The sequence below is a fragment of the Paraburkholderia podalyriae genome (assembly GCF_014397785.1).
GTDB lineage: Bacteria > Pseudomonadota > Gammaproteobacteria > Burkholderiales > Burkholderiaceae > Paraburkholderia > Paraburkholderia podalyriae.
The window spans coordinates 267,947-289,610 of record NZ_VZQQ01000005.1 but is presented as its reverse complement, the minus strand read 5'-3'; the positions used below and the strand labels follow the sequence as shown (position 1 = coordinate 289,610).

Here is a 21,664-nt window from a genome sequence, read left to right as displayed (position 1 = left end):
CACGCGCCGCTTGAACATCGATGCGTCGACACGCTAAGCTCGTGCAACGGTCATGCATGCGCGGGGCCGTTCAACGTTCCATCCAACGACACCACATCCATGAAACTCGATGAAGTCGAGGCCTTTGTCGCCGTCGTGCGCAGCCAGTCGCTGAGTCAGGCTGCCGATTCTCTCGCGCTCACGCAACCCGCCGTCACGCGACGCATCCAGAACTTCGAGGAAGCGCTCGGCGTCGAGCTGTTCGACCGCAACACCAAGCCGCTGAAGACCACGCCGATGGGCCGCGCCGTGTATGAGCAATGCCGCGCGATCGTCCGGGAAGTCGATGCGCTCCGGCATCTCGTCACCGACGACGCACCGCTTGCCGGCGTACTGCGTCTCGGCGTCGCGCAGACGGTCGCCGACGTCGCGATGCTGAAGGCATTGCATGCGTTGCGTGGCGCGCATCCGGAGTTGCAGGCGTGCGTGTCGACGGGCTGGGGCAAGCCGTTGCTGCAGAAGGTCGAAGACGGCGAGCTCGATGCCGCGATCGTGCTGTTGCCGGCTAATCGCGTGTTGCCCGACACGTTGGCCGGAGAATCGCTCGGGGAGCTCAAGCTCGCTGTCGTCGCGCCGAAGGGGAGTCTGAAAAAGCGCGTACACACGCTGGCCGAATGCCAGTCGTATGGATGGGTGCTGAATCCCGACGGCTGCGGTTTTCGGGCGGGGTTACAGCAGGCGCTTGGCGCGCAAGGCTACGCACTGAAGCTCAACCTCGAGACGCTCGGCACGGAACTGCAACTGGGCCTCGTCGCCGATGGCGTCGGGCTGGGGCTGGTCCCGCTGCCGTTGTTGCGCATCAGTGCGCATGCCGCGCGGCTCGACGTGGTCTCGGTCAGTGACTTCAAGCCCGAGATCGCGGTGTGGATCGTCAGGTCGCGCGCGCTCGGCAAGATGCAGTCGGCGCTCGCCGTGCTGTCCGAAAGCGTGGAGCAGAGCTTCAAGGCGGCGCGGCTGCCGCGCGCCGCCTAGGAACGACGATGCGGCGCACGCTTTATGCGGCGCCCGCGTAGCATACGTCGATCAGATCACGAAGAAGCCATGCGTGCCGTCGCGCTCCAATTGCGCGACGAGACCGTACTCCCATTCCAGATAGGCGTTCATCGCTTCACGCGCGTTGTCGGTGCCCTCGTACGGACGCCGGTAGCGATCGATACGCGGCGACGCGAGATGAGCGTCGCCGGTTTCGGTCGGCTGCCCCGCGCGAATCCACGCGGACGTGCCGCCTTCGAGCACTTGCACGGGCTTGCCCGTCAGCGCGGCAAGCTCCGGCGCGGCGAAAGCCGCGAGCGCGCTGGTCGCGCACGTCAGGACGTAGCGTTTCGCATCGGGTAGCGTGCGCAGATCGTCGACGGTGTTGGAGAGCCGCGAGCGCACGAGCCACCAGGCGCCCGGAACGTGGGCTTTCACATGATTCGCGCTGGCCGTCACGTCGATCACCACAGTCCCGCTCGATGGATCGGCGAGGAGCGCCGCCAGTTCTTCAACGGACACGCTCGGCGTGGGCGCCGGCTCGGGCTTCGCGCCGCGCCACGCGCCACGCGCCGCGTGCGCTCAGCTCTTGCGGCGTCGCCTCGTCGACGACATACACGTCGATGTTCATCTGCGCGAGCCATGAGGCCGTCATGTTCGCGCGCACGCCGTCGTCGTCGAACAGCACGACGCGCGCGCCGCGCACGGGCGCGAACATGTCGGTTTCCTGCACCAGCTGCCCGCCCGGTGCGCCCTGAAAGCCGGGCGCATGCGCGCGTTCATATTCGGCAGGCGTGCGCACGTCGAAGCGATAGATGGTGCGCGACGCTTCGACGGCCCAGCGCGCGGCTTCGACGAGTGTCGTGCGGCTCACGCCCGCGCGGTCCGCAAGCGCGCGCGCCGCGCCACGCGACGCGGCGAGGTTGTCCGCATCGAGCCCGGCTTGCGGATCGAACTGCCAGTCGCTGCCATGCTCGAGCGGCTGTCCCGCGAGCGTCCAGCCGATGGTGCCGTTGCGTAGCGCCGCGACCGGATTCGGCAACCCCGCATTGACGAGCGACTGCGCGCCGATGATGCTGCGCGTGCGCCCCGCGCAATTGACGATCACGCGCGTCTTCGGGTCCGGCGCGAGCGCACGCGCGCGCAGCACGAGTTCGGCGCCGGGCACGCTGACGCTTCCGGGGATGTTCATCGTCTGGTATTCGTCGAAACGCCGTGCGTCGAGCACGACGACGTCGTCGCCATTGGCGAGCAGCGTCGCCACGGCCTCAGCCGACAAAGACGGCGTATGCCGGCCCGCTTCGACGAATTCGCCGAACGCCTTGCTCGGCACGTTGACGTCGCGGAACACTTCACCGCCGGCGCGAGTCCAGCCGTCGAGGCCGCCCGCGAGCAACGCAAGCCGGGTGTAGCCGAGCGCTGTCAGCTTGTCGGCTGCGCGTGCGGCGAGTCCTTCGCCGGCGTCGAGCAGCACGATCGGCACATCGCGGCACGGCAGACGCGTATAGGCGTCGAGTTCGAGTTTCGATAGCGGAAAATTGGCCGCGAACAGAGGATGCGCCTGCGCATGCGGGTCTTCTTCGCGTACGTCGAGCAGCGCGATTTCGCGGCGCGCGAGCAGCGCTTCGCGCACGTCTTCGTAGGTGCGAACCGGATAGGTCGTCATCAGTGATGCTGTTCCTTGCCGAGGTCCCACAGGTTGGGGAGCGTGTGGTTCGAGTAACCGGAGATGAAGGGCTTCGGCGGGCCGTCGGGCGAGTACGTCGAGCGGCGCACCGCACCGATGTTCGCGCCATACACGTGGATGCTGATCGACGTGCGGTCGTCATACGCGTTGCGCACGCGATGAATGTCGCCGATGCCCGGCGACACCGCTTCGACGTGGCCCGCTTCGAGGCGCACTTCGGCGCCCGTCTGCCGCAGCGTGCCGTCGCCGTTGCGCGCGTACGGCGCGGCGAATTCGGCGCCGCGCAGCACCCCGATCAAGCCCCATACCGTGTGGTCGTGAATCGGCGTGCGCTGGCCCGGTCCCCACACGAAGCTGACGACGCTGAAGCGCTCGCGCGCGTCCGCATACAACAGGAACTGCTGATAGCGCTCGACGGACGGCTGCACGTACGCGTCCGGTAGCCAGTCATCGACGCGGATCAGTTCGCGCAGCGCGTGTGCGCCTTGTTCGAGCAATCCGGCTTCGTTGACGCCAGAATCGACGAGCGTCGCGATGTCGCCGACAAAACGCCGCAGTTTATCGATGGCCATCAGTCGAGAAACTCCGGTTCGGCTTCGACGAGCCCTTCATACAGGCTGTCGAATGCGTGCCGTGCACCGTTCGCGCGGCCGACCTGCTGATGCGTGAGGGCCGCCATGTCGTGCGGGATCGGCTGCGGCGTGCCGGCCGCCTGCGCGAGCAGTTGCGCATGGCACGCGTTATCGAGCGCGATGTACCACCACGCGGCCGCCTCCACGGACGGGCCGGCCGTCAGGATGCCGTGGTTCTTCAGGATCACGGCCTTGTACGAGCCGAGCGCGTGCGCAATGCGCGCGCCTTCGGTGGTGTCGAGCACGACGCCGCGAAAGTCGTCGAACAGCGCATGGTCTTCGTAGAACGCGCAGGCGTCCTGCGTCAATGGATCGAGCGTGCGCCCGAGCGTCGACCATGCCTTGCCGTACAGCGAATGCGTGTGCGCGGCGGCCACCACGTCGGGCCGAGCCTCGTGAATCGCCGCATGGATCGCGAACGCGGCCTGATTCACGGGTCCGTCGCCTATCACGATGTCGCCATCACGGTTGACGAGCAACAGATCCGACACGCGGATGCGGCCGAAATGACGGCCAAGCGGATTGACCCAGAAATGATCGCTCCATTCGGGATCGCGCGCGGTGATGTGGTCCGCCAGACCCTGCGCGAAGCCGTAACGCGCGAACAGGCGGAACGCGCCGGCGAGGCGCTGTTGCCGGTGCAAACGCTCTTGCGCGAGCGAGCGGGGCGGCTCGGCGTCGTCGTCGAACCAGAATTTGCGCAGCGGGGTGGGGCGCAATGCAAGCGAGCGCGTAGCGGCGAGTACGGTGCTCATGATGTCGTCGCGCTCCGGTTATGCGGCGCGACGTGCGCGCGACGTCAGTTCGCGCGTTGCGGGAATCAGCTCGCGGCCGTAGTCGATCGCGTCTTCGAGCGGGTCGAAGCCGCGGATCAGGAACGTCGTGACGCCGAGCGCGTGATATTCGGCGAGTGTTTGCGCGACCTGTGCCGGTGTGCCGACGAGCGCCGTCGAATTCGAACGGCCGCCGATCTCCCTGGCAACCGCGGTCCACAGACGCTCGTCCGCACGCACGCCGTCGCCTGCGGCCGCTAGCAGACGCCGGGCGCCTTCGCTTTGTTGCGGGCCGCCACGCGCGAAGCCTTGCTCGACGCGCAGCCGGCGCGTCTCGTCGAGAATGTGTTCGGCGCGTTCCCACGCGGCTTTTTCCGTCGATGCGAGGATCGGCCGGAACGACACCGAGAAGCGCACGCTGCGACCATGTTTCGCGGCTTCGGCTTGCACGCGCGTGATCTGCTCGTGGACCTGCTGTTTCGATTCGCCCCACAGCGCGTAGACGTCCGCGTGCTTGCCCGCGACCGCGAGCGCGGGTTCCGATGCACCACCGAAATAGATCGGCACGTGTGGCGTCTGTTTCGGCTTGACGTCGGAGAAGGCCCTTTCGAAGCGGTAAAAACGGCCCACGTGATCGAACGGGCGCTGTTCGGTCCAGACCCGGCGCAGGATCTGCAGATACTCGTCGGTGCGCGCGTAGCGCTCGTCATGGCTCAGAAAGTCGCCGTCGCGCCGTTGGTCTTCGTCACTGCCGCCGGAGATGAAGTGCACCGCGAGACGACCGCCGGAGAAATGATCGAGCGTCGCGATCTGCCGCGCCGCCAAAGTCGGCGCGACGAAACCCGGCCGATGCGCGAGCATGAAATGCACGCGCGAGGTCACGCTCGCGGCGTAGGCGATCGTGATGGTCGCGTCGGGACTGGTCGAACTGTGCGGCACGAGGATGCGGTCGAAGCCTGCGTTTTCATGGACCTGCGCGAACCCGCGCACATAGTCGGTATCGATCGCGGGGCCCTGCGGGGCATACGTCTCCGAGACCTTGCGTTGCTGGATCATGCCGATGAATTCGATGCTCACGGTAGCTCCTTGCGGATATTCGTTTCGATGGAGAAATGGCAGCGGGAGCAGACGTGATGCGGTGCACGCCTGCGGGACGAATTCAGGCTAACACCGGGTTATGCAAGGGCTAAATATTATATTGAGCTAAAGATATAGGACGTGCATGTTACGTTTGCGCGCACCTCGCACCAATTGAGTGCGGCCAGCACGCACTATAAAAAATCTTCCGATGACCCCGCAATTCATCTGAAGAAACAGGCCACGTTGCCGATAACCAGTTACGTGCAGTACTGCGTTTAGCGTTGGCAGGGCCGGATGTTGCAAACAGCGTGCTGCTTCGATGCGTCAAACGCTTCAGGAAATGTGGCTTGCGTTGCCGACTGACGGCGGGCGCCACAGCGTTAACGAACCTGCTTATCTGTTCGGTTCTTACATTCTCAACAAAGCGAACTATGAATTTCGGCAATATGAAACTCGGCGCCAAGCTGATCAGTGCTTTCATCCTGGTTTCGATCATCAGCGCAGTTGTCAGCGGGATCGGCCTGCACAACATGGCGGAGATCAGTGCGAACGCGGACAAGACGTATCGACAGGACCTTGTCGGGCTCAACCTGATACAGCAGGCGAACGCCGACGTACTGCGAGTCGGCACCTATCTGCGCAACGCGGTTCTGGCCACGACGGCCGAAAAGCGGGCCGGCTCGCTGGATCAGGCTGACAAGGCGCTTGCCTCGGCACGTGAGCACCTCAATCAGGCGGAGCCGCTCGTCTATACCGACAAAGGCAAGGCTACCTTCTCCGAGCTCGATCAGGGTTGGCAGGACTACATCCAGGCCTTCAATGAAATGAAAGGCAAGATCAATGCGGCGGCGATCGGGGATCGGGACAGTCTGACCGAATACATGCTGGGCGAGTACCACCACAAAGGCTTCAAGACCCTCGTGCTGATGGGCAATCTGGTTGCCCTGAAACAGGGCGACGCGCAACAGACAGCCGAATCGAACGATGCCGTGTACGAGGAAGGTCGAAATCTGATGCTGGTCTTCGTGGCGATGTCCGTGTCGATCGGCGTGGGCATCGGCATAGGGATGATGCGTAGCGTAACGCGGCAACTGGGTACGGAGCCGGCGACCGCTGCTGCTGTGGCCAGAAGCGTGGCGGCCGGCGACCTGAACATCAGTATCGCCCTGCGTCCCGGCGACACGAACAGCCTGATGGCGTCGCTGAAAGCCATGTGCGACGCGCTGGTGCAGGTCGTATCAGAGGTGCGCGAGAACGCCGAAGGTGTCGCGACTGCGAGTGCGCAGATCGCACAAGGCAATCTGGATCTGTCGAGCCGCACGGAGCAACAGGCGGCGTCGCTCGAAGAAACGGCTTCCAGCATGGAAGAGCTGACTGCGGCGGTCCGCCACAACACGGACAATGCAACCCAGGCTGCCACGCTCGCGGGTACCGCCTCGGGCGTCGCGCAACGTGGCGGCGACATCGTCGGGCGCGTGGTCGAGACAATGCGCGACATCTCCACCAGCTCGGCCACGATGTCCGAGATTATCGGCGTCATCGAAGGCATTGCCTTCCAGACCAACATCCTCGCGCTGAACGCAGCGGTCGAAGCGGCCCGCGCGGGAGAACAGGGGCGGGGCTTCGCTGTCGTGGCGGGTGAAGTCCGCACGCTAGCGCAGCGCAGTGCGACTGCCGCGAAGGAAATCAAGGAATTGATCTCGGACTCTGTCAGCCGGGTGGAGACAGGCTCGATGCTCGTCGAAGAAGCGGGCGGTGCGATCAAGGAAATCGTGCAGTCGGTGAAGCGCGTGACCGACATCGTGGGCGAGATCTCGTCGGCATCGAGCGAGCAAAGCACCGGTATCGAACAGGTCAATCAGGCGGTCAACCAGATGGACCAGGTTACGCAGCAAAACGCTGCGCTTGTCGAAGAGGCGTCGGCGGCAGCTCAGACAATGGCCCAGCAAGCGGAAAGCCTGCGCAAGACGGTCGCATTTTTCAAGGTCGATGGCGAGAAGGCTGCTTCATCGCGAGCGACGTCGCAAGCGGCAGTACCGCAACGGACGGCGGCCCTGAAACGCGCCCCGTTCTCTGCTGTAGCACCGGCAAAGGTTGCGAGGAGGCCAGTCCCCACTTCGGAAGGTCCGGTAGTCGTCGCCGCCGCGACTGAGACGGACTGGCAGACATTCTGAACGGTTCCGGGTGCTGGATGACGTCGATTCAAACCGTCGGCGCGTGCCAGCCCCGCAGGAATTGAGCGGGCGAAGATCCGCGATACGCGAGCGCCGGATGGTTATCAATGCGCCGCGGCGACTGCCTCAGGCACGGAGGCTGCGTGGATGATCAACAGTGCAGCCAGGTCGTGTGATGGTGGACGGAGACACCCGGGCCCGCCGGTCAAGCGGGTTCGAGGAAATAGCGTGATGCAGGACTGCACTCGATGTGCAGCGCCTTGAATGTCGTCTCGCCGTCTCCGCGCACTGGCCATCGCCGACCTCGTCTCGCGCCGCTCCGACAGGCAGCGCGCGACGTGCTGATGCGCAGCGGTGAGATTCGATTAACGATATCTCGTGAGATCGTAACCAAAACTATGGGATCAAACGCTCCGCTCAATGTCTCGACAATGGTTGTGAAGTCGTTGGAGTCCGCCGGAATAGACCACGTGTTCCTGGTCCCGGGAAAACTGATCTATCCGCTGCTGGACGCAATCGACAACTCCCCCTCGATTCGCGGAATCGTAGGCGCTCATGAGACTGGCAGTGCTTTCATGGCCGATGGCTATGCCCGCGCCAGCCGGAAATTCGGCGTTTGCGCGGGAATATCCGGCCCAGGCACGATGAATTTCGTTCCCGGCATGGCGGCCGCTCACGCAGACCGGATTCCGATGCTCTATATTGCCGGCGGGATCTCGTCGCACGCGGAAGGCAAAGGGGCGTTCCAGGATGCCACGCCAGGAGGCATTTTTGAAAGCGGCGTGGTCAGAAGTCTGGTGACGGATATCGTCGAGCTCAAGAACAAGGAAAATACCCAGGCCGAGATGCGTCGTGCGACCGAAGGGTTGAACTGGATGCGTCGAGCGCAGTCATTCATCAGTATTCCCGTAGACGTTCAAAAGCAGGATGTCCTGTCTGGTCACGACGTGGCACGGCAACCCTACGCTCACCGCGAATTTAACGCATGCGAAGTACCTGCGAACCGCGCCGCTCTGGATGCGCTGTGCGACCAGTATCTGTTTCAGTCGAAGAGAGTCGCGTTTCTGGTCGGAAGTCGCGGCAATGATGCGGAAACTGCAAAGCTTCTTCTCGAGGTTGCCGAAGGCTTTCACATTCCGGTTGCAACGACACTATCGGGAAAGGGTGCATTTCCCGAGCAACATGCCCTTGCACTAGGCGTGTACGGATTTTCAAGTCATTCGCGCGCTGCGCGGGTGATCAACTCCGACGAACTTGATGCACTAGTCGTGTTCGGTAGCGACCTGAACCAGCGAGACAGCATGAACTGGAGCAGGAGGCTGACAGGGGGGAAGGAACTGTTCATCTTTGATGACAGCTTCGATTCCCCGGCGATGGGGCACATTTCGCGTCAAGGAATCTTCTCCGGAATTTCCGCGAGCTTCCGGTTGCTGGCTCAGAAAGCCGCGGACAACCCTCCCGGGCTGCGGCAAGCACTGCAAAGAAGAAGGGGGTGGATTGCCGAAATCAACGAGACCCCCCTGTACGACCACCAGTTCGAGCAGTCAGGAGCGCGAGTTTCCAGCGGTGATGAAGCGCTATATCCTGGAGACGTAGTCAAGCACTTGTGCCGGATGCTGCCGAAGGACAGCAACGTCGTAGTGGATTCCGGAGCCCACCGCATCTTCATGGCCCATTACTGGCTGTCGTCAGGTAAGGGCAACTACTTTTCGTCGAGCTCGCTCGCCCCGATGGGCTGGGCCATCGCAGCCGGAATCGGCGTCAAGCTTGCGGCCCCCGAACGCCCGTGTGTCGTGGTGACCGGCGATGGCTGCATGATGATGCACGGCATGGAGATTCAGACCGCGGCTCGATACCGAGTCAAGGTGATCTATGTGGTTCTGAACAACGCCGCGCATGGCGCAATTCATATCGACGCTATCAGGAGTGGTTCGATTTCAGAGCAGTTCACCAAATTGCCCTGTCATAGCTGGTCGGCTTTTGCATCATCGATCGGTGTGGCCGCGCGCGCGGTTGAGCGCATCGACGAGCTTGATGACGTGTTGAGCGAAGCTAGTCAATATGACGGCCCCTTTCTGATCGAAGTCATGACGGGAGTGTTTCCCGCGCCGAACCGGTACTATGCGGAAGCCGAAGCCTGTCCGTGAGATACCAACCGTCAACTTGACACAGCCGACCTCAGTGCAGAACTGACGCCGCAATCAGACTGCCTGAGCGTCGCGCCGCAGTTGTCAACGAAATGTCATTCGAACCGCCTAAGTTTAGACGTCCGAGCCGATGGCAAGGCTCGACGGGCCTGCGGTATGCGCAACAGAGGGATCGCGGCCCGTAGCTTGCTACAACAATTGATTTGGTCAGTCAATCTCGTGGAGGCAAACCATGCTGTTCAAACGAGGAATTGCAGTTCTTGCCGTTGCTCTACCCCTCGCGGCCGCGCAGGCGCAAACCGTCGACATCACCGGCGCGGGCAGCACTTTTGCAGCCCCGATCTATAACAAGTGGGCTGACGCCTACCATAAGGCGGGTGGCGGCAAGGTCAACTACCAAGGCATCGGTTCAGCGGGCGGCATCAAGCAGATCATCGCGAAGACCGTCGATTTCGCAGGCTCCGACGCGCCGATGAAGGACGATGAACTGGCGAAGACTGGTCTGTTCCAATTCCCGACCGTGGTCGGCGGCGTGGTTCCGGTCGTGAACCTGCCGGGCTTGAAGCCGGGTCAACTGGTTCTATCGGGTGCCGTGCTCGGCGACATCTATCTGAGCAAGATCAAGAAATGGAATGATCCGGCGATCGCCGCGCTGAATCCGAACATCAAGTTGCCGGATTCGGACATCGCGGTGGTGCGCCGTGCCGACGGTTCGGGCACGAGCTTCATCTGGACCAACTTTCTGTCGAAGGTGAACCCGGAGTGGAAGTCGAAGATCGGTGAAGGCACAAGCGTGAACTGGCCGACCGGTACGGGCGGCAAGGGCAATGACGGCGTTGCCGCGTTCGTGCAACGCCTGCCGGGCGCGATCGGTTACGTCGAGTGGGCGTATGCGAAGCAAAACAACATGATCTACACCAGCCTGAAGAATGCGGCCGGTGCCGTGGTGGTGCCCAATACCGAAACCTTCAAGGCGGCCGCGGCCGGCGCGGACTGGAAGACGTCGTTCTACCAGATTCTGACGAACGAGCCGGGCAAGGATGCATGGCCGGTCGTCGGCGCGACCTTCGTGCTGCTGCATTCGACGCAAGACAAACCAACGCAAGGCGCGGCAACGCTGAAGTTCTTCGACTGGGCATTCAAGAACGGCGGGCAGGCTGCCAGCGATCTCGACTACATCTCGCTGCCGGAGTCGGTCGTGTCGGAAATCCGCACGCAGTGGAAGACGAAGGTCAAGGACGCTTCAGGAAAGCCGGTGTTTGAATGAAGGCCTCGAAAGTCGATCGACTCACGTCAATCGACTTGCGTATCGTCCGCGCCGAAGCGCTCGATCATAAATTCGATAAAGCTCCGAAGCTTCGGCGACGTCTGTCGCTCACGCAGATACAGTAGATTCAGCGGCCGCTCAGGCGCGGCGAACTCCGGCAGCACTTCGATCAGCCGCCTGGATCGCAGATCCGCGCCGACCAGAATCTCGGGCAGCATTGCGATGCCCAGACCGCGCAGCACCGCCCGTCGCAGCGCTTCCGAATTGTCGATCCTCAGCCGGCCATCGACGGGCACGCTCACGCGTCCGTCCGGACCGTGCAGCATCCATTCCGGCTGCGCCGTGTGCCATTCCGAGCGCGGCGGATACGCGTACGTCAGGCACTGGTGGGACAGCAGCGCGTCGGGCGACGACGGCGTGCCGTGCGTTGTCAGATACGCGCGTGACGCGCACAACACGAGACGGTACGGCTTCAGACGCCGCGCGACGAGATCCGGATTGCCCAGTGCGCCGATGCGAACCGCCGCCTCGAAGCCGTCGTCGAGCAGGTCCGACAGCGCGTCGGTGGCGACGATATCGAGCTTCACTTCGGGGTAGCGCTCGCAGTAATCCCCAATCACCGGAATCAGGCATTCGTTGCTGAAGACGACGGGCGCCGTCACACGCAGGCGTCCGCGTGGCGTCGCGAGATGATCGAGCGCGAGCCGTTCGGAATCGTCGACCAGCCCAAGGATCTCGACGCATCTTTCATAGTAGGCCTGACCGAACGCGCTGATTTGCTGCTTGCGTGTCGTGCGATGGATCAGTCGCGCGCCAAGCCGCGTTTCCAGCGCCTGAAGGTGATTGCCGACCATCGTCGGCGACAGGTCGCACGCCACCGCCGCCGCCGTCAGGCTGCCGCTTTCGACTACGCGCACGAACACGGTCATCGCTTTGAGGAGGTCCATTCCTCAATAATAATTGGTTCTGTTGCCATTCGCCGTGCATTTATCAATCTTCGCTGCGGGAATACAGTCCGCGTACACGACGCTTGCGGCCCCTCCCGGTCCGCATCGCCCGACTTCATGCACGGACATCATGCGCAAACAGCTCAGCTTCCCGACCCGATCATCGCGCCTTGCCTTGCTTGCGACGAGCCTCGGTTTCGTCCTCATCTGTCTCGACGTCACGGTGGTGAACGTCGCGCTTGCACGAATGCGCGATAGTCTGAACCTCGATTCGACGGCGCTGGAATGGGTCGTCAACGCCTACACACTGGCGTTCGCCAGTTTCCTGCTGTCCGCTGGCGCGTTGGCCGACCGGTTCGGCGCACGCCGCATCTTTGCCGCCGGGTTTGCGGTGTTCACCTGCGCATCGGTGGGGTGCGGGCTGTCGGCTGGCGCGGCGATGCTGATCGCGGCGCGCGTGTTGCAGGGCATTGGCGCGGCGCTGTGCGTGCCGTCGTCACTGGCGCTGCTCGGTGCGGCGTTTCCGGACCCGCAGGCGCGGGCGAAGGCCGTCAGCATCTGGGCGGGCACGGCGGCGCTCGCGCTGGGTGCGGGTCCGCTCGTCGGTGGTGTGCTCGTCGACCGCTTCGGCTGGCCGGCAATTTTTCTGATCAACGTGCCGATCGGTGTCGCAGGCATCTGGCTGACTGTCGCTCATGCGCCTGACACGAAGGGGCACGCGGCGCGTCGCATCGATCTGGCCGGCCAGACGCTTGCCGTCATTGCGTTGGTCGGGCTGACGTATGCGGTCGTCGAAAGCGGCAGGCTGGGCTGGACCGGCATGACCGTATTGGCGGGACTAGCCGTCGCGATCGTTGCAGGCGGACTGTTCGTCATGGTCGAGGCAAGGCATGCGGAGCCGCTGTTGCCGCTCGCGCTGTTCCGCCATGCGGCGGTGAATGTCAGCGCGCTAACGGGGCTGTCGCTGAATTTCGGCTACTACGGACTGATGTTCGCGATGAGTCTGTTTTTCCAGAGCGCGCGTCACGATACGCCGCTCGAAACCGGCCTCGCGTTCCTGCCTATGACGGCAGTGGTGACCGTCGCGAACGTCGCATCGGGCTCGCTGACGGCGCGTTTCGGTTATCGCCTGCCGATGGTTGTCGGCCAGGCACTGGCCGCGCTCGGCTATCTTTCGCTTGCGTTCGTGCGTGTGGATAGCAGCGCGCTGGCCGTGGCGTTGCCGTTGCTGATGGTCGGCGTCGGCGTGGCGCTCGCGGTGCCATCGATCAACACGGCCGTGCTGACGCACGTGGACCCGTCGTGGATGGGCATTGCATCGGGCGTGTTGAACACCGCTCGTCAGATTGGCGGCGTGCTCGGCGTGGGGTTGTTCGGTGCGCTGGTGCGACCGGAGTTCGACGATCTGGCCGAAGGACTCCATCACGCTGCCATTCTGGCCGCTTTGGTGACGCTTGCAAGTCTCGTAAGCATCGTCCTGGGGCTTAGGACATCCGGATCGATCGTCACGGACGATCGTGCGCGCCGACTATCGAGCTCACCTCGTGAATGACATTGGCGAGCCGCTCGGCTGACGATGTCACCTGCGCGTGACTGAAGCCACCGAACCCCAACACAGGCGTGATGCTGCCTGGCATCGCGGTGATGACGGGCGCCACACGATGGCAAGGCAAACGCGGCATTCAGGACACACAGATGCGCGAAGCGCGGCCGACTTTCTCGCGCTGGTCCGCAAGCCGACATAACCTAGCCCAAAAACTGCACGACACGAACGCGCATGCCCGACAACATGGCCGAGCGCCAGTTTTCCCGGTTATCTCCGGGTGAACTCTGCTGGCATGTCGGCCCCGATTGTCCTAATGTCCACGATGCTGTGATTCATCGAGGCACAGCGATTCTCAAAGTGCGATGTGCATCTCTTATTTGAACAACAAACAAGGAGACACAAATGGCAGACTTCCCGATCGCAAGCCGAATCGGAACGCTACGGCTGCGTACCGCGACAGCATTGGCAATCGCAACGGCATGCGCGACGTTCGTATGCGCCGCGCACGCCACCGATCACGACAGGGACGGCCACGGCGAGTCGAATACGCTGCCATCGTTCGTCGTGGCAAGCAGTCTCTCAACCACCAGCTACGACGGCGTCAGCGACGATCTGCTGACAGCCGGGCTCGGAAAAACCGGACTCGCCAGCCCCACGGGGCCGGCCGTTGCGAACGCCGCCAGCCCAACGGCAGCGGAATTGCGCAGACTTGCAATCTGGTCGAACTACCGCGCGCTCGTCGACATGACCGCGCCCGGCGGCTACGGCCGCTTCTGGGGGCCCAACGTCGATCTGGATGGAAACGACACCCTGGGCGAAGGAAAAATCGCCGGCACCGAATATCTGGCCTACGCCGACGACGGCAGGGGTCGGCAAAATGTCAGCCTTCTCGTTCAGGTGCCGGCAAGCTTCAACCCGGCGAATCCGTGCATCGTCACCGCGACGTCGTCGGGCTCGCGCGGTGTCTACGGCGCAATTTCGGCGGCCGGCGAATGGGGCCTCAAGCGCGGCTGCGCGGTCGCCTATACCGACAAGGGCACCGGCAACGGCGCGCACGAACTGATGAGCGGCCTCGTCACGCTGATCGATGGCCGCCTCGCTGACGCCGCCACCGCCGGGCAAGCCAGTCTCTTCACCGCCAACGTGGCCGCAACCATGCTGACCACGTACAACCAGAAGTTTCCGAACCGCTATGCGTTCAAGCACGCGCATTCACAACAGAATCCGGAACAGGACTGGGGCAAGGACACCCTGGAAGCCATCCAGTTTGCGTACTGGGTGCTGAACCAGCAGTTCACGCCGCGCGTCGACGCGTCGCATCAGCGCGTGCACTACCATCCTGGCAGTATCACCACCATCGCGGCATCCGTGAGTAATGGCGGCGGCGCGTCGCTCGCGGCCGCCGAACAGGACACGAAAGGGTGGATCACGGCGGTGGTGGTCGGCGAGCCGCAGATCAACGTGCGGATGCCAGGCAATGCGCGGGTGATCGAGGGCGGGCAGCGTATCGCCGCGGCCGGCAAACCGCTGGCCGACTACATGACGCTCGCGAATCTGCTCGAACCGTGCGCCGCGCTGGCGGACGCGGCCGCCGGCGCTCCATATCTGACCGCGCTGCCGGTCGCGACGACCAATGCGATCCGCCAGGCCCGCTGCGCGTCGCTAGCGGCGGCCGGATATGTCCATGGCAGCGACACGCAAACGCAGGCCAATGACGCCCTCGCTCGGCTGCATCAGGCCGGCTATGAAGCGGATTCGGACCTGCTGCAAGCACCGATGTGGGATTCGCAAGCGGTGCCGGCGGTCGCCGTCACTTACGCGAACGCGTACACGAGGGCGGGCGTCGTCGACAATCTGTGCGGCTTCAGCTTCGGCACGACGAACCCGGCGACGGGTGCGGCGGGCGTTGCGCCGGCGGTCTCGCCGATGCCGACCATCTTCGGCCTCGGCAACGGGGTGCCGCCAACCAACGGCATCAGCCTTGTCTACAACGTTACGCCGCCGGCAGGCGCGGACCATCGGCTCGCGACACCCGACGCGAGCTTCGCCGGCGCGGCATGCGCGCGTGCGCTGTGGACCGGCAAAAACCCGCGCATGCTGGCGAGCGTCGATGCGATCAGTGTGAATGCGATCCTGCATGGCAAGCCCACGATCATCGTCCAGGGCCGCAGCGATGCATTGGTGCCGATCAATCACGCTTCGCGCGCGTATCTTGCCGCGAATAGCGTGCGGGAAGGCTCGCACAGCCGGTTGTCGCTTTACGAGGTGATGAATGGACAGCATTTCGACGCGTTTCTGGGTTTCCCTGGCTTCGACACCCGCTTCGTGCCGGTCCACTACTACAACCTCCAGGCGCTCAATCTGATGTGGAGCCATCTGAAGAACGGCACGCCGCTGCCGCCGTCGCAGGTGATTCGCACGACACCGCGCGGCGGCAATCCAGGTGCCGCGCCGATGTTGAGCGTGTCGAACCTGCCGCCTATCGTTGCGAACCCTGGCAGCAATGCGATCAGTGCGGAGCACGGGGTCGTCAACGTGCCGCATTGACCAGAGATCAGGACTCGGCGTTCGGGCTAACGCCAGGCCTGCGTGAATTCACCGATTACGCGCGCGAGATGCGCCTGCATCGACGCGCGCGCACTGGCCGCATCGCGCGCCATGATGGCGGAAAAGATGCGCTGATGGTCATCCTGTGAAGCCGCCCGCAACGCGGGCGTATGGAAGTGCTCCTCGATCTTTGTCCACAACGGGTCGGCGCGGGAGTTGTCCCACATCGCGGCCACCACGAGCCGGAGCATTTCGTTTCCCGTCGCCCGTGCAATCGCCAGATGGAACTCGCGGTCGGCCGCCTCGTTCGCGGCCTTGTCGTCGATGTTTTCGCGCATCGCGCGTAATGCGGCGAAGAGTCGGTCGAGGTCCGAATCTTTGCGTTCCGTCGCGGCGAGCGCCGCAATCCCGCTTTCGATCACCGCCCGTGCACGCAGCGTCTCGATCGGACCCAGCCCGCGCGGCAGTATGAACATGGCCGAGCGCGCCTGCGATGCTTCAGCCACATAGATGCCCGAGCCGATACGGACCTCGACCACTCCCTGCACTTCGAGTGCGATGATCGCCTCCCTAACCTGCGTGCGGCTGACGCCAAATCGCTCGGCTAGCGTGCGTTCGGAAGGCAGGCGGGCGCGAGGCCCGATGTCGCCTGCCGCGATCAGGTCGTAGATCCGGTTCGCGAGCCCGACATACGAACGGTCGGCCGTGTCCGCGTCGGCGGCTCGGCCGGTTGACGTGTGCGAAAGATCGGCCATGTGGGACTCTCGAAATGGTCGAAGCCGCCGGGCGACGGCTGAACCTCGTCAAAATGGTACACCAATCGCCGTGCAACGCCGCATCCGTTCACGGCAGCGGAGTCTTTATCCAGCAAGGCTTTCAGCTCGGTCGCCCGGTGCGCCGGGCTCACTGGTAAACCACTATCGCGCGCGGATTGGTATGCCAGTACTGTCAGACGGGAACGCGTATACGCAGTCCTTCTTTTCGCTTCGAGGAGGCGCCGTTGAAAAGGTCCTTCTGCAAGTCCGATCCAGTCCCGCTATAGCAACTCCGCAAAGTTCCGTGCGTCACGCACACCGTGCCGGCCATCCACGACCAGCCATGTGCGCCGGCAGTCGGTACGTCCAATCGAACGAAAAGGAGGCAACATGCTTTCAGGAATCCACGTGCTTCGAGCGGCGGCGAGCGCTGCATTGGCGCTGTGCGCAAGCGCGGCTTTCGCGCAGGTTTCGATCGTTTCCGGGCCGTCCAGCGATCCCACCTGCCTGGTCCCGTGGAGGAGCGACACGAAGTTCATCAAGTATCCGAAGAAGAACGGGCCCTACCGGATCGCGCTCGTGAACGGCTATATCGCGAACACCTGGCGTATCCAGATGATCAAGACGGCCAAGGCCTACACGGCGCAACCGGCCGTCGCCGCCAAGCTCAAGGAATTCAAGGTCGTCTCGACCGGCGAGGACGTTCCGGCGCAGATCTCGGCCGTCAACAACTTCATCGATGCCGGCTATGACGCGGTCATCGTGGACGCGCAGAATCCTCCTCATTCGGCCCAGCGATCCGCCGCGCGAAGAAAGCCGGCGTCGTGCTGATCGCTTTCGACAACACGCTCGACAGCGATGACGCGATCAACGTCAACGTCGACCAGTATGGTCTCGGCGTGCTGTGGGCCAAGTGGCTCGCGGGCCACCTGCCGAGCGGAGGCAAGGTGCTCGAGGTTCGCGGGGTGGCGGGCACGTCGGTCGACACGGACCGGCACAATGGTTTCCTGAAAACGTTGGACGACACCGGCAAGAAGTGGAACGTCGTCCAGGTCTACGGCAAGTGGGACGACGGGGTGGCGCAAAAGGCCGTCGCCGACGCAATTGCCGTGCAGGGTCATTTCGATGGAATTTCGGCGCAAGGCGGCGACACGGGCGTCGTGCGCGCGATGATCGATGCGAAACATCCGTTCGTGCCTTTCGGCGGCGAGACCGAGAACGGTTTTCGCAAGTTCTGCGCGCAGTATGGGAGCGAGGGCCTGAAGTGCACGTCGGCGGGCACCGGTCCCGCGCAGGTGGCCGTGGCGATCAAGACGGCGCTCGCTGCGCTGGACGGCCAGACGATCCCGGTCGCGATCAAACTGCCGCTCGACGTCACCGACGATTCGAAGCTGAAGGCGAACGTCAACTATTTCCCGAACGACTCGGATAACTTCTTCGTCGGCAACTCGTTTCCGACTTGCGGCATCAATTTCTCTGCGCAGGAAATCATGAAGCAGAGCCAGGGCAACCAGTGATCGGATGATGGCCGGCGCTGTGACGGGAGACGAAGCATGCTGCAGGACCCAGAGCAGCCGTTCTTTCAGATGTCTGGCGTGTCGAAAAGCTACGGCGGCGCCGTCGCGCTGGATCAAGCCGAACTCACGGTGCGCAGGGGCCGCATTCACGCGATCCTCGGCGAGAACGGCGCGGGCAAGTCCACGTTGCTGAAGGTGATGTCCGGCGTCGTGCGGGCGGACGAGGGCACGATGCACCTCGATGGCCGGGAGGTCTCGTTCGCGTCACCCGCCGAGGCGAACGCGGCCGGCATCGTCTGCGTATATCAGGAGCTGTCACTGATCCCCGACTTGAGCGTGGCGGACAACATCTTCGCTTCGAACCCGCCGCGACGTTTCGGGATGATCGACCGGCGGGCCCAGCGCCGCCAGGCCGAGGAGGCGCTCGCGCGAGCGGGCGCCGCCGACATCAATCCGCTTGCCAAAGTCCGGGACCTGCCGCTGTCGCGCCAGCAGATGGTCGAGCTCGCGAAGGGGCTGGCACACGCGCCGCGCATTCTGATCCTCGACGAAGCCACGTCGGCGCTGACCGCGGCCGACGTCGCGCGCGTGATCGAGGTGCTCAAGCGCCTGCGCGAAGAGGGGCTCGCGTTGCTGTTTATCTCGCACCGGATGCACGAGGTGAAGGCGCTCGCGGACGAATGCACGGTCTACCGGAACGGTCGCCATGTGATGAGCTTCGAAGCAGGCGCGCGCTCCGACAATGAGGTCGTCGAAATGATGATCGGCCGGAAGTACCAGCATGCGTTTCCTGCCAAACCCGCAGCCAAACCGGCGGACCAGCCCGCGGACGGCCGCACCACCGCTCCGGTTCTCGCCTGTCGTGATCTCGCGTGGAGCGACACGCTGCAGGGCATCAGCTTTTCGTTGAAGCGCGGTGAAATACTCGGGCTGGGCGGCCTCGACGGACAAGGCCAGCGCGAACTGCTGCTCGCGCTGTTCGGCGTGTTGCGCGGTTGCGCGGGCAAGATCGAGATCGACGGCAAAGCCGTGTCGATCGGTAGCCCGACGGCCGCGCGCGCCAACGAAATCGGTATGGCGCTGATACCGGAGGACCGCAAGACCGAAGGCTTGATGCTGCCGATGTCGGTACGCGAGAACCTGTCGTTTGCCGCGCTCGATCGCATGTCCACCGCCGGCGTCATCGATCGCGACCGCCAGCAATCGCTCGTCGACCGGATGATGGAACTGCTTGCGATCAAGTCGTTCAGCGTCGACGCGCCCGTGGGCTCGCTGTCGGGCGGCAACCAGCAGAAGGTGGTCATCGCGAAGTGGCTGATCCGGCAGCCACGGATCCTGCTGCTGAGCGACCCGACGCGCGGTATCGACGTCGGCACCAAGCAGGAGCTTTATCAACTGCTCAGGCGCCTCGCCGATGAAGGCGCCGCGATCCTGTTCTATTCGACCGACTATGACGAGCTGATCGGCTGCTGCGACCGCGTGCTCGTACTGTACGAAGGCAGGATCAAGAAGGAACTCGTCGGCTCGGCGATCACCGAGCAGAACCTGATTGCCAGTGCTCTCGACCTGCCCGTCGGACAGATTTCGCCTTCCACGGGAGTCGCGCTTTGAGCGGGCTGCGTTACTGGTATGTGGAGAATCGCGGAGCGGTGTTCGCGTTCGGCCTGTTCGTGCTGATGTTCGCGATCTATCTGTTCAACTATCCGTCGGCGTTGTCGGCCAACGTGTTTCAGACGGCAGCGAACAAAGCGGTATTGCTCGCGCTCGTCTCGATGGGGCAGGCGCTCGTCGCGCTGACCGCCGGCATCGACCTGTCGATCGGCATGACGCTGGTGCTGACGAATTGCATCGGATCGTGGATCGTCACGGGCGACACGCTGCACAGCGCGCTCGGCATCGCCGGTGTGCTCGCGGCGGGCGCGCTGTGCGGCGCGCTGAACGGCGTGATCATCATTTTCGGCCGGCTGCAGCCGATCGTGACGACGATTGCGACGGGCGCCGTCTACTACGGACTGGCGCTGCTACTGCGCCCTGTGCCCGGCGGATCGATCAACGAGGACCTCGCCGACGCGCTGACCGGCAAGGTCGCCGGCGTCCTGCCTGCGAGCCTGCTGATTCTGCTCGCAGCGATAGTGATCGTCTGGATTCCTTTCAAACGCTCGGCGGTCGGGCGGGCGGCGTACGCGACCGGGTCGTCCGAACCCGCGGCTTTCCTGTCCGGCATGCCGATCCGCCGCGCGAAGTTCGCGAGCTATACGCTGGCCGGCCTGCTCGCGGCAATCGGCGGCCTGTTTCTGACGTTCTTCACGGACACCGGCGATGCGAGCCTCGGCAGCGCGAACTCGTACACGCTGTTTTCGATCGCCGCGGTAGTGATCGGCGGCGTGTCGCTGCTCGGCGGCAAGGGCAGCGCGACCGGCGCGATCTTCGGCGCATTCGCGTTCCGTTCCATCGGCGATCTGTTGTTCGTGTTCAACGTCGATGCGCTGTGGCAGCCGCTATTCCAGGGCGTGATTCTTCTGCTTGCTGTCGCGATCGGCGCGTGCGGCTTGTTCAGGGTGCGCAACCGTCTGGAGTGGTTTCAATGAGCCACGTTTCCGCAACCGGCCGGACCACGTTCGTGTCGAGGCTCACGCGCGGAATCGACAAACCGATCGTGATCGCGTTCGCGTGTATCGTTGCGCTGCTGCTCGTCGGCGGCATGTATTCGCGGAACTTCACGTCGCCGGAATACATCCTGCTGCAACTGAAGGTCGGCGCGTTCCTCGGCATCATTGCGACCGGCCTGATGATGGTGATCCTGCTCGGCCACATCGACCTGTCGCTGCCGTGGACGATCACCGTCGGCGCGATGATGGCGTGCGCGGTCGCGGGGCACGGCGAACTCGGGCGCATCCTCGCGATTCCGGTCGGGATCGGTTGCGGCGTGCTGATCGGCATCGTCAACGGCATCCTCGTCGCGCTGCTGCGCATCCCGTCGATGATCGCGACGCTCGCGACCAATGCGGTCGCGCAGGGCATCATGATCGTCTATACCGGCGGATCGTCGCCGCAGGATTCCGCGCCGCAGGTGATGCGATGGCTGGCGGCGGGCTGGCTCGTACCGGGCGTGCCGAATGCCGTCGCGCTGTGGCTGGTGATCGGCGGTGCCACGGTGTTCCTGCTGTCGCGCACGACCTTCGGCCGCACGCTGTACGCGATCGGCAACACCGAGCGCGCGGCGTATCTTTCCGGGATCGATACGCGGCTCGGCACGGTGACCGCCTTCGCCGTGTGCAGCGCGTTCGCGGCGTTCGGTGGCGTGCTGCTCGCGGGCTATGCGTCGAAGGCGGCACAGTCGATGGGCGATGCTTATCTGTTGCCGGCGATCGCGGCGGTCGTGCTCGGCGGCACGTCGATTCTGGGTGGACGGGGTTCATACCTCGGCACGGTGGCCGGCGCGATCCTCATCACACTGCTGCAATCGATCCTCTCGGTCGCGCAGATGCCGGAGGCGGGGCGTCAGATCATCTACGGCGTGGTGATCGCGGCGATGCTGCTGCTGTATGGGCGTAGCAAGCGGGAGGCGTAGGTCGGGCCGC

At 63.8% G+C, this 21,664-nt stretch carries 16 protein-coding genes and 1 pseudogene; 11 read left to right on the top strand and 6 right to left on the bottom strand.

The annotated features are described in order from the left end of the window. Positions 1-99 precede the first annotated feature (99 nt). Positions 100-1,011 (top strand): LysR family transcriptional regulator, encoded by a 912-nt coding sequence (locus F6X42_RS08355; RefSeq protein ID WP_187633728.1) that lies wholly within the window; start codon positions 100-102, stop codon positions 1,009-1,011. A gap of 51 nt (positions 1,012-1,062) precedes the next feature. Here the strand turns inward: F6X42_RS08355 and F6X42_RS08350 are convergent. The 4 genes and pseudogenes from F6X42_RS08350 to F6X42_RS08335 all read right to left on the bottom strand — a co-directional run bounded on the left by F6X42_RS08350 (position 1,063) and on the right by F6X42_RS08335 (position 5,180). After that, positions 1,063-2,677 (bottom strand): annotated as a pseudogene (locus tag F6X42_RS08350) (rhodanese homology domain-containing protein). Continuing rightward, positions 2,677-3,270, bottom strand: a complete 594-nt coding sequence (locus F6X42_RS08345) for a cysteine dioxygenase family protein (protein WP_187633727.1) — start codon at positions 3,268-3,270, stop codon at positions 2,677-2,679. The pseudogene F6X42_RS08350 and the gene F6X42_RS08345 overlap by 1 nt, the downstream one beginning before the upstream one ends. Next, positions 3,270-4,085, bottom strand: coding sequence for a class II aldolase/adducin family protein (locus F6X42_RS08340; RefSeq protein WP_187633726.1), 816 nt, complete (start codon positions 4,083-4,085; stop codon positions 3,270-3,272). Before F6X42_RS08340 ends, F6X42_RS08345 begins: the two co-directional genes overlap by 1 nt. A gap of 18 nt (positions 4,086-4,103) precedes the next feature. Beyond that, positions 4,104-5,180: an LLM class flavin-dependent oxidoreductase gene (locus F6X42_RS08335; RefSeq protein WP_187633725.1), complete on the bottom strand. Its 1,077-nt coding sequence runs from the start codon at positions 5,178-5,180 to the stop codon at positions 4,104-4,106. A 434-nt stretch (positions 5,181-5,614) separates the two neighbouring features. Here F6X42_RS08335 and F6X42_RS08330 point away from each other — a divergent pair, with 434 nt between their 5' ends. The 3 genes from F6X42_RS08330 (at position 5,615) to pstS (ending at position 10,771) form a co-directional block, all read left to right on the top strand. Continuing rightward, positions 5,615-7,357 carry a methyl-accepting chemotaxis protein gene (locus F6X42_RS08330; RefSeq protein WP_187633724.1) on the top strand — a complete coding sequence of 581 codons (1,743 nt, stop codon included), beginning with the start codon at positions 5,615-5,617 and terminating at the stop codon, positions 7,355-7,357. Positions 7,358-7,605: 248 nt separating this feature from the next. After that, positions 7,606-9,504 carry a thiamine pyrophosphate-binding protein gene (locus F6X42_RS08325; protein WP_246530017.1) on the top strand — a complete coding sequence of 633 codons (1,899 nt, stop codon included), beginning with the start codon at positions 7,606-7,608 and terminating at the stop codon, positions 9,502-9,504. A gap of 232 nt (positions 9,505-9,736) precedes the next feature. Then, positions 9,737-10,771, top strand: coding sequence for a phosphate ABC transporter substrate-binding protein PstS (gene pstS, locus F6X42_RS08320; protein ID WP_187633723.1), 1,035 nt, complete (start codon positions 9,737-9,739; stop codon positions 10,769-10,771). A gap of 26 nt (positions 10,772-10,797) precedes the next feature. Here the strand turns inward: pstS and F6X42_RS08315 are convergent, their stop codons facing one another. Beyond that, positions 10,798-11,718 (bottom strand): LysR family transcriptional regulator, encoded by a 921-nt coding sequence (locus F6X42_RS08315; RefSeq protein WP_187633722.1) that lies wholly within the window; start codon positions 11,716-11,718, stop codon positions 10,798-10,800. Between the two features lie 130 nt (positions 11,719-11,848). Here F6X42_RS08315 and F6X42_RS08310 point away from each other — a divergent pair, with 130 nt between their 5' ends. After that, positions 11,849-13,270, top strand: a complete 1,422-nt coding sequence (locus tag F6X42_RS08310) for an MFS transporter (RefSeq protein ID WP_187633721.1) — start codon at positions 11,849-11,851, stop codon at positions 13,268-13,270. 396 nt (positions 13,271-13,666) lie between these two features. Further along, on the top strand, positions 13,667-15,811 hold the full coding sequence (locus F6X42_RS08305) for a D-(-)-3-hydroxybutyrate oligomer hydrolase (protein WP_187633720.1): 2,145 nt from the start codon (positions 13,667-13,669) through the stop codon (positions 15,809-15,811). 26 nt (positions 15,812-15,837) lie between these two features. Here F6X42_RS08305 and F6X42_RS08300 read toward each other — a convergent pair whose 3' ends face one another. Beyond that, entirely contained in the window at positions 15,838-16,566 is a 729-nt protein-coding gene (locus F6X42_RS08300; RefSeq protein ID WP_187633719.1) for a FadR/GntR family transcriptional regulator, read from the bottom strand. 390 nt (positions 16,567-16,956) lie between these two features. On the opposite strand from F6X42_RS08300, the gene F6X42_RS43900 reads away from it, so the two are divergent. The 5 genes from F6X42_RS43900 to F6X42_RS08280 are packed head-to-tail and all read left to right on the top strand — an operon-like array spanning position 16,957 to position 21,654. Then, entirely contained in the window at positions 16,957-17,397 is a 441-nt protein-coding gene (locus F6X42_RS43900) for a substrate-binding domain-containing protein (RefSeq protein ID WP_246530016.1), read from the top strand. Further along, positions 17,391-18,083, top strand: coding sequence for a substrate-binding domain-containing protein (locus F6X42_RS43895; protein WP_312892561.1), 693 nt, complete (start codon positions 17,391-17,393; stop codon positions 18,081-18,083). Before F6X42_RS43900 ends, F6X42_RS43895 begins: the two co-directional genes overlap by 7 nt. 36 nt (positions 18,084-18,119) lie before the next feature. Beyond that, positions 18,120-19,694: a sugar ABC transporter ATP-binding protein gene (locus F6X42_RS08290; protein WP_187633718.1), complete on the top strand. Its 1,575-nt coding sequence runs from the start codon at positions 18,120-18,122 to the stop codon at positions 19,692-19,694. Beyond that, positions 19,691-20,671 (top strand): ABC transporter permease, encoded by a 981-nt coding sequence (locus tag F6X42_RS08285; RefSeq protein ID WP_187633717.1) that lies wholly within the window; start codon positions 19,691-19,693, stop codon positions 20,669-20,671. The genes F6X42_RS08290 and F6X42_RS08285 overlap by 4 nt, the downstream gene beginning before the upstream one ends. Then, complete coding sequence (locus F6X42_RS08280; protein WP_187633716.1) at positions 20,668-21,654, top strand: ABC transporter permease; 987 nt, start codon at positions 20,668-20,670, stop codon at positions 21,652-21,654. The genes F6X42_RS08285 and F6X42_RS08280 overlap by 4 nt, the downstream gene beginning before the upstream one ends. Positions 21,655-21,664: the final 10 nt, after the last annotated feature.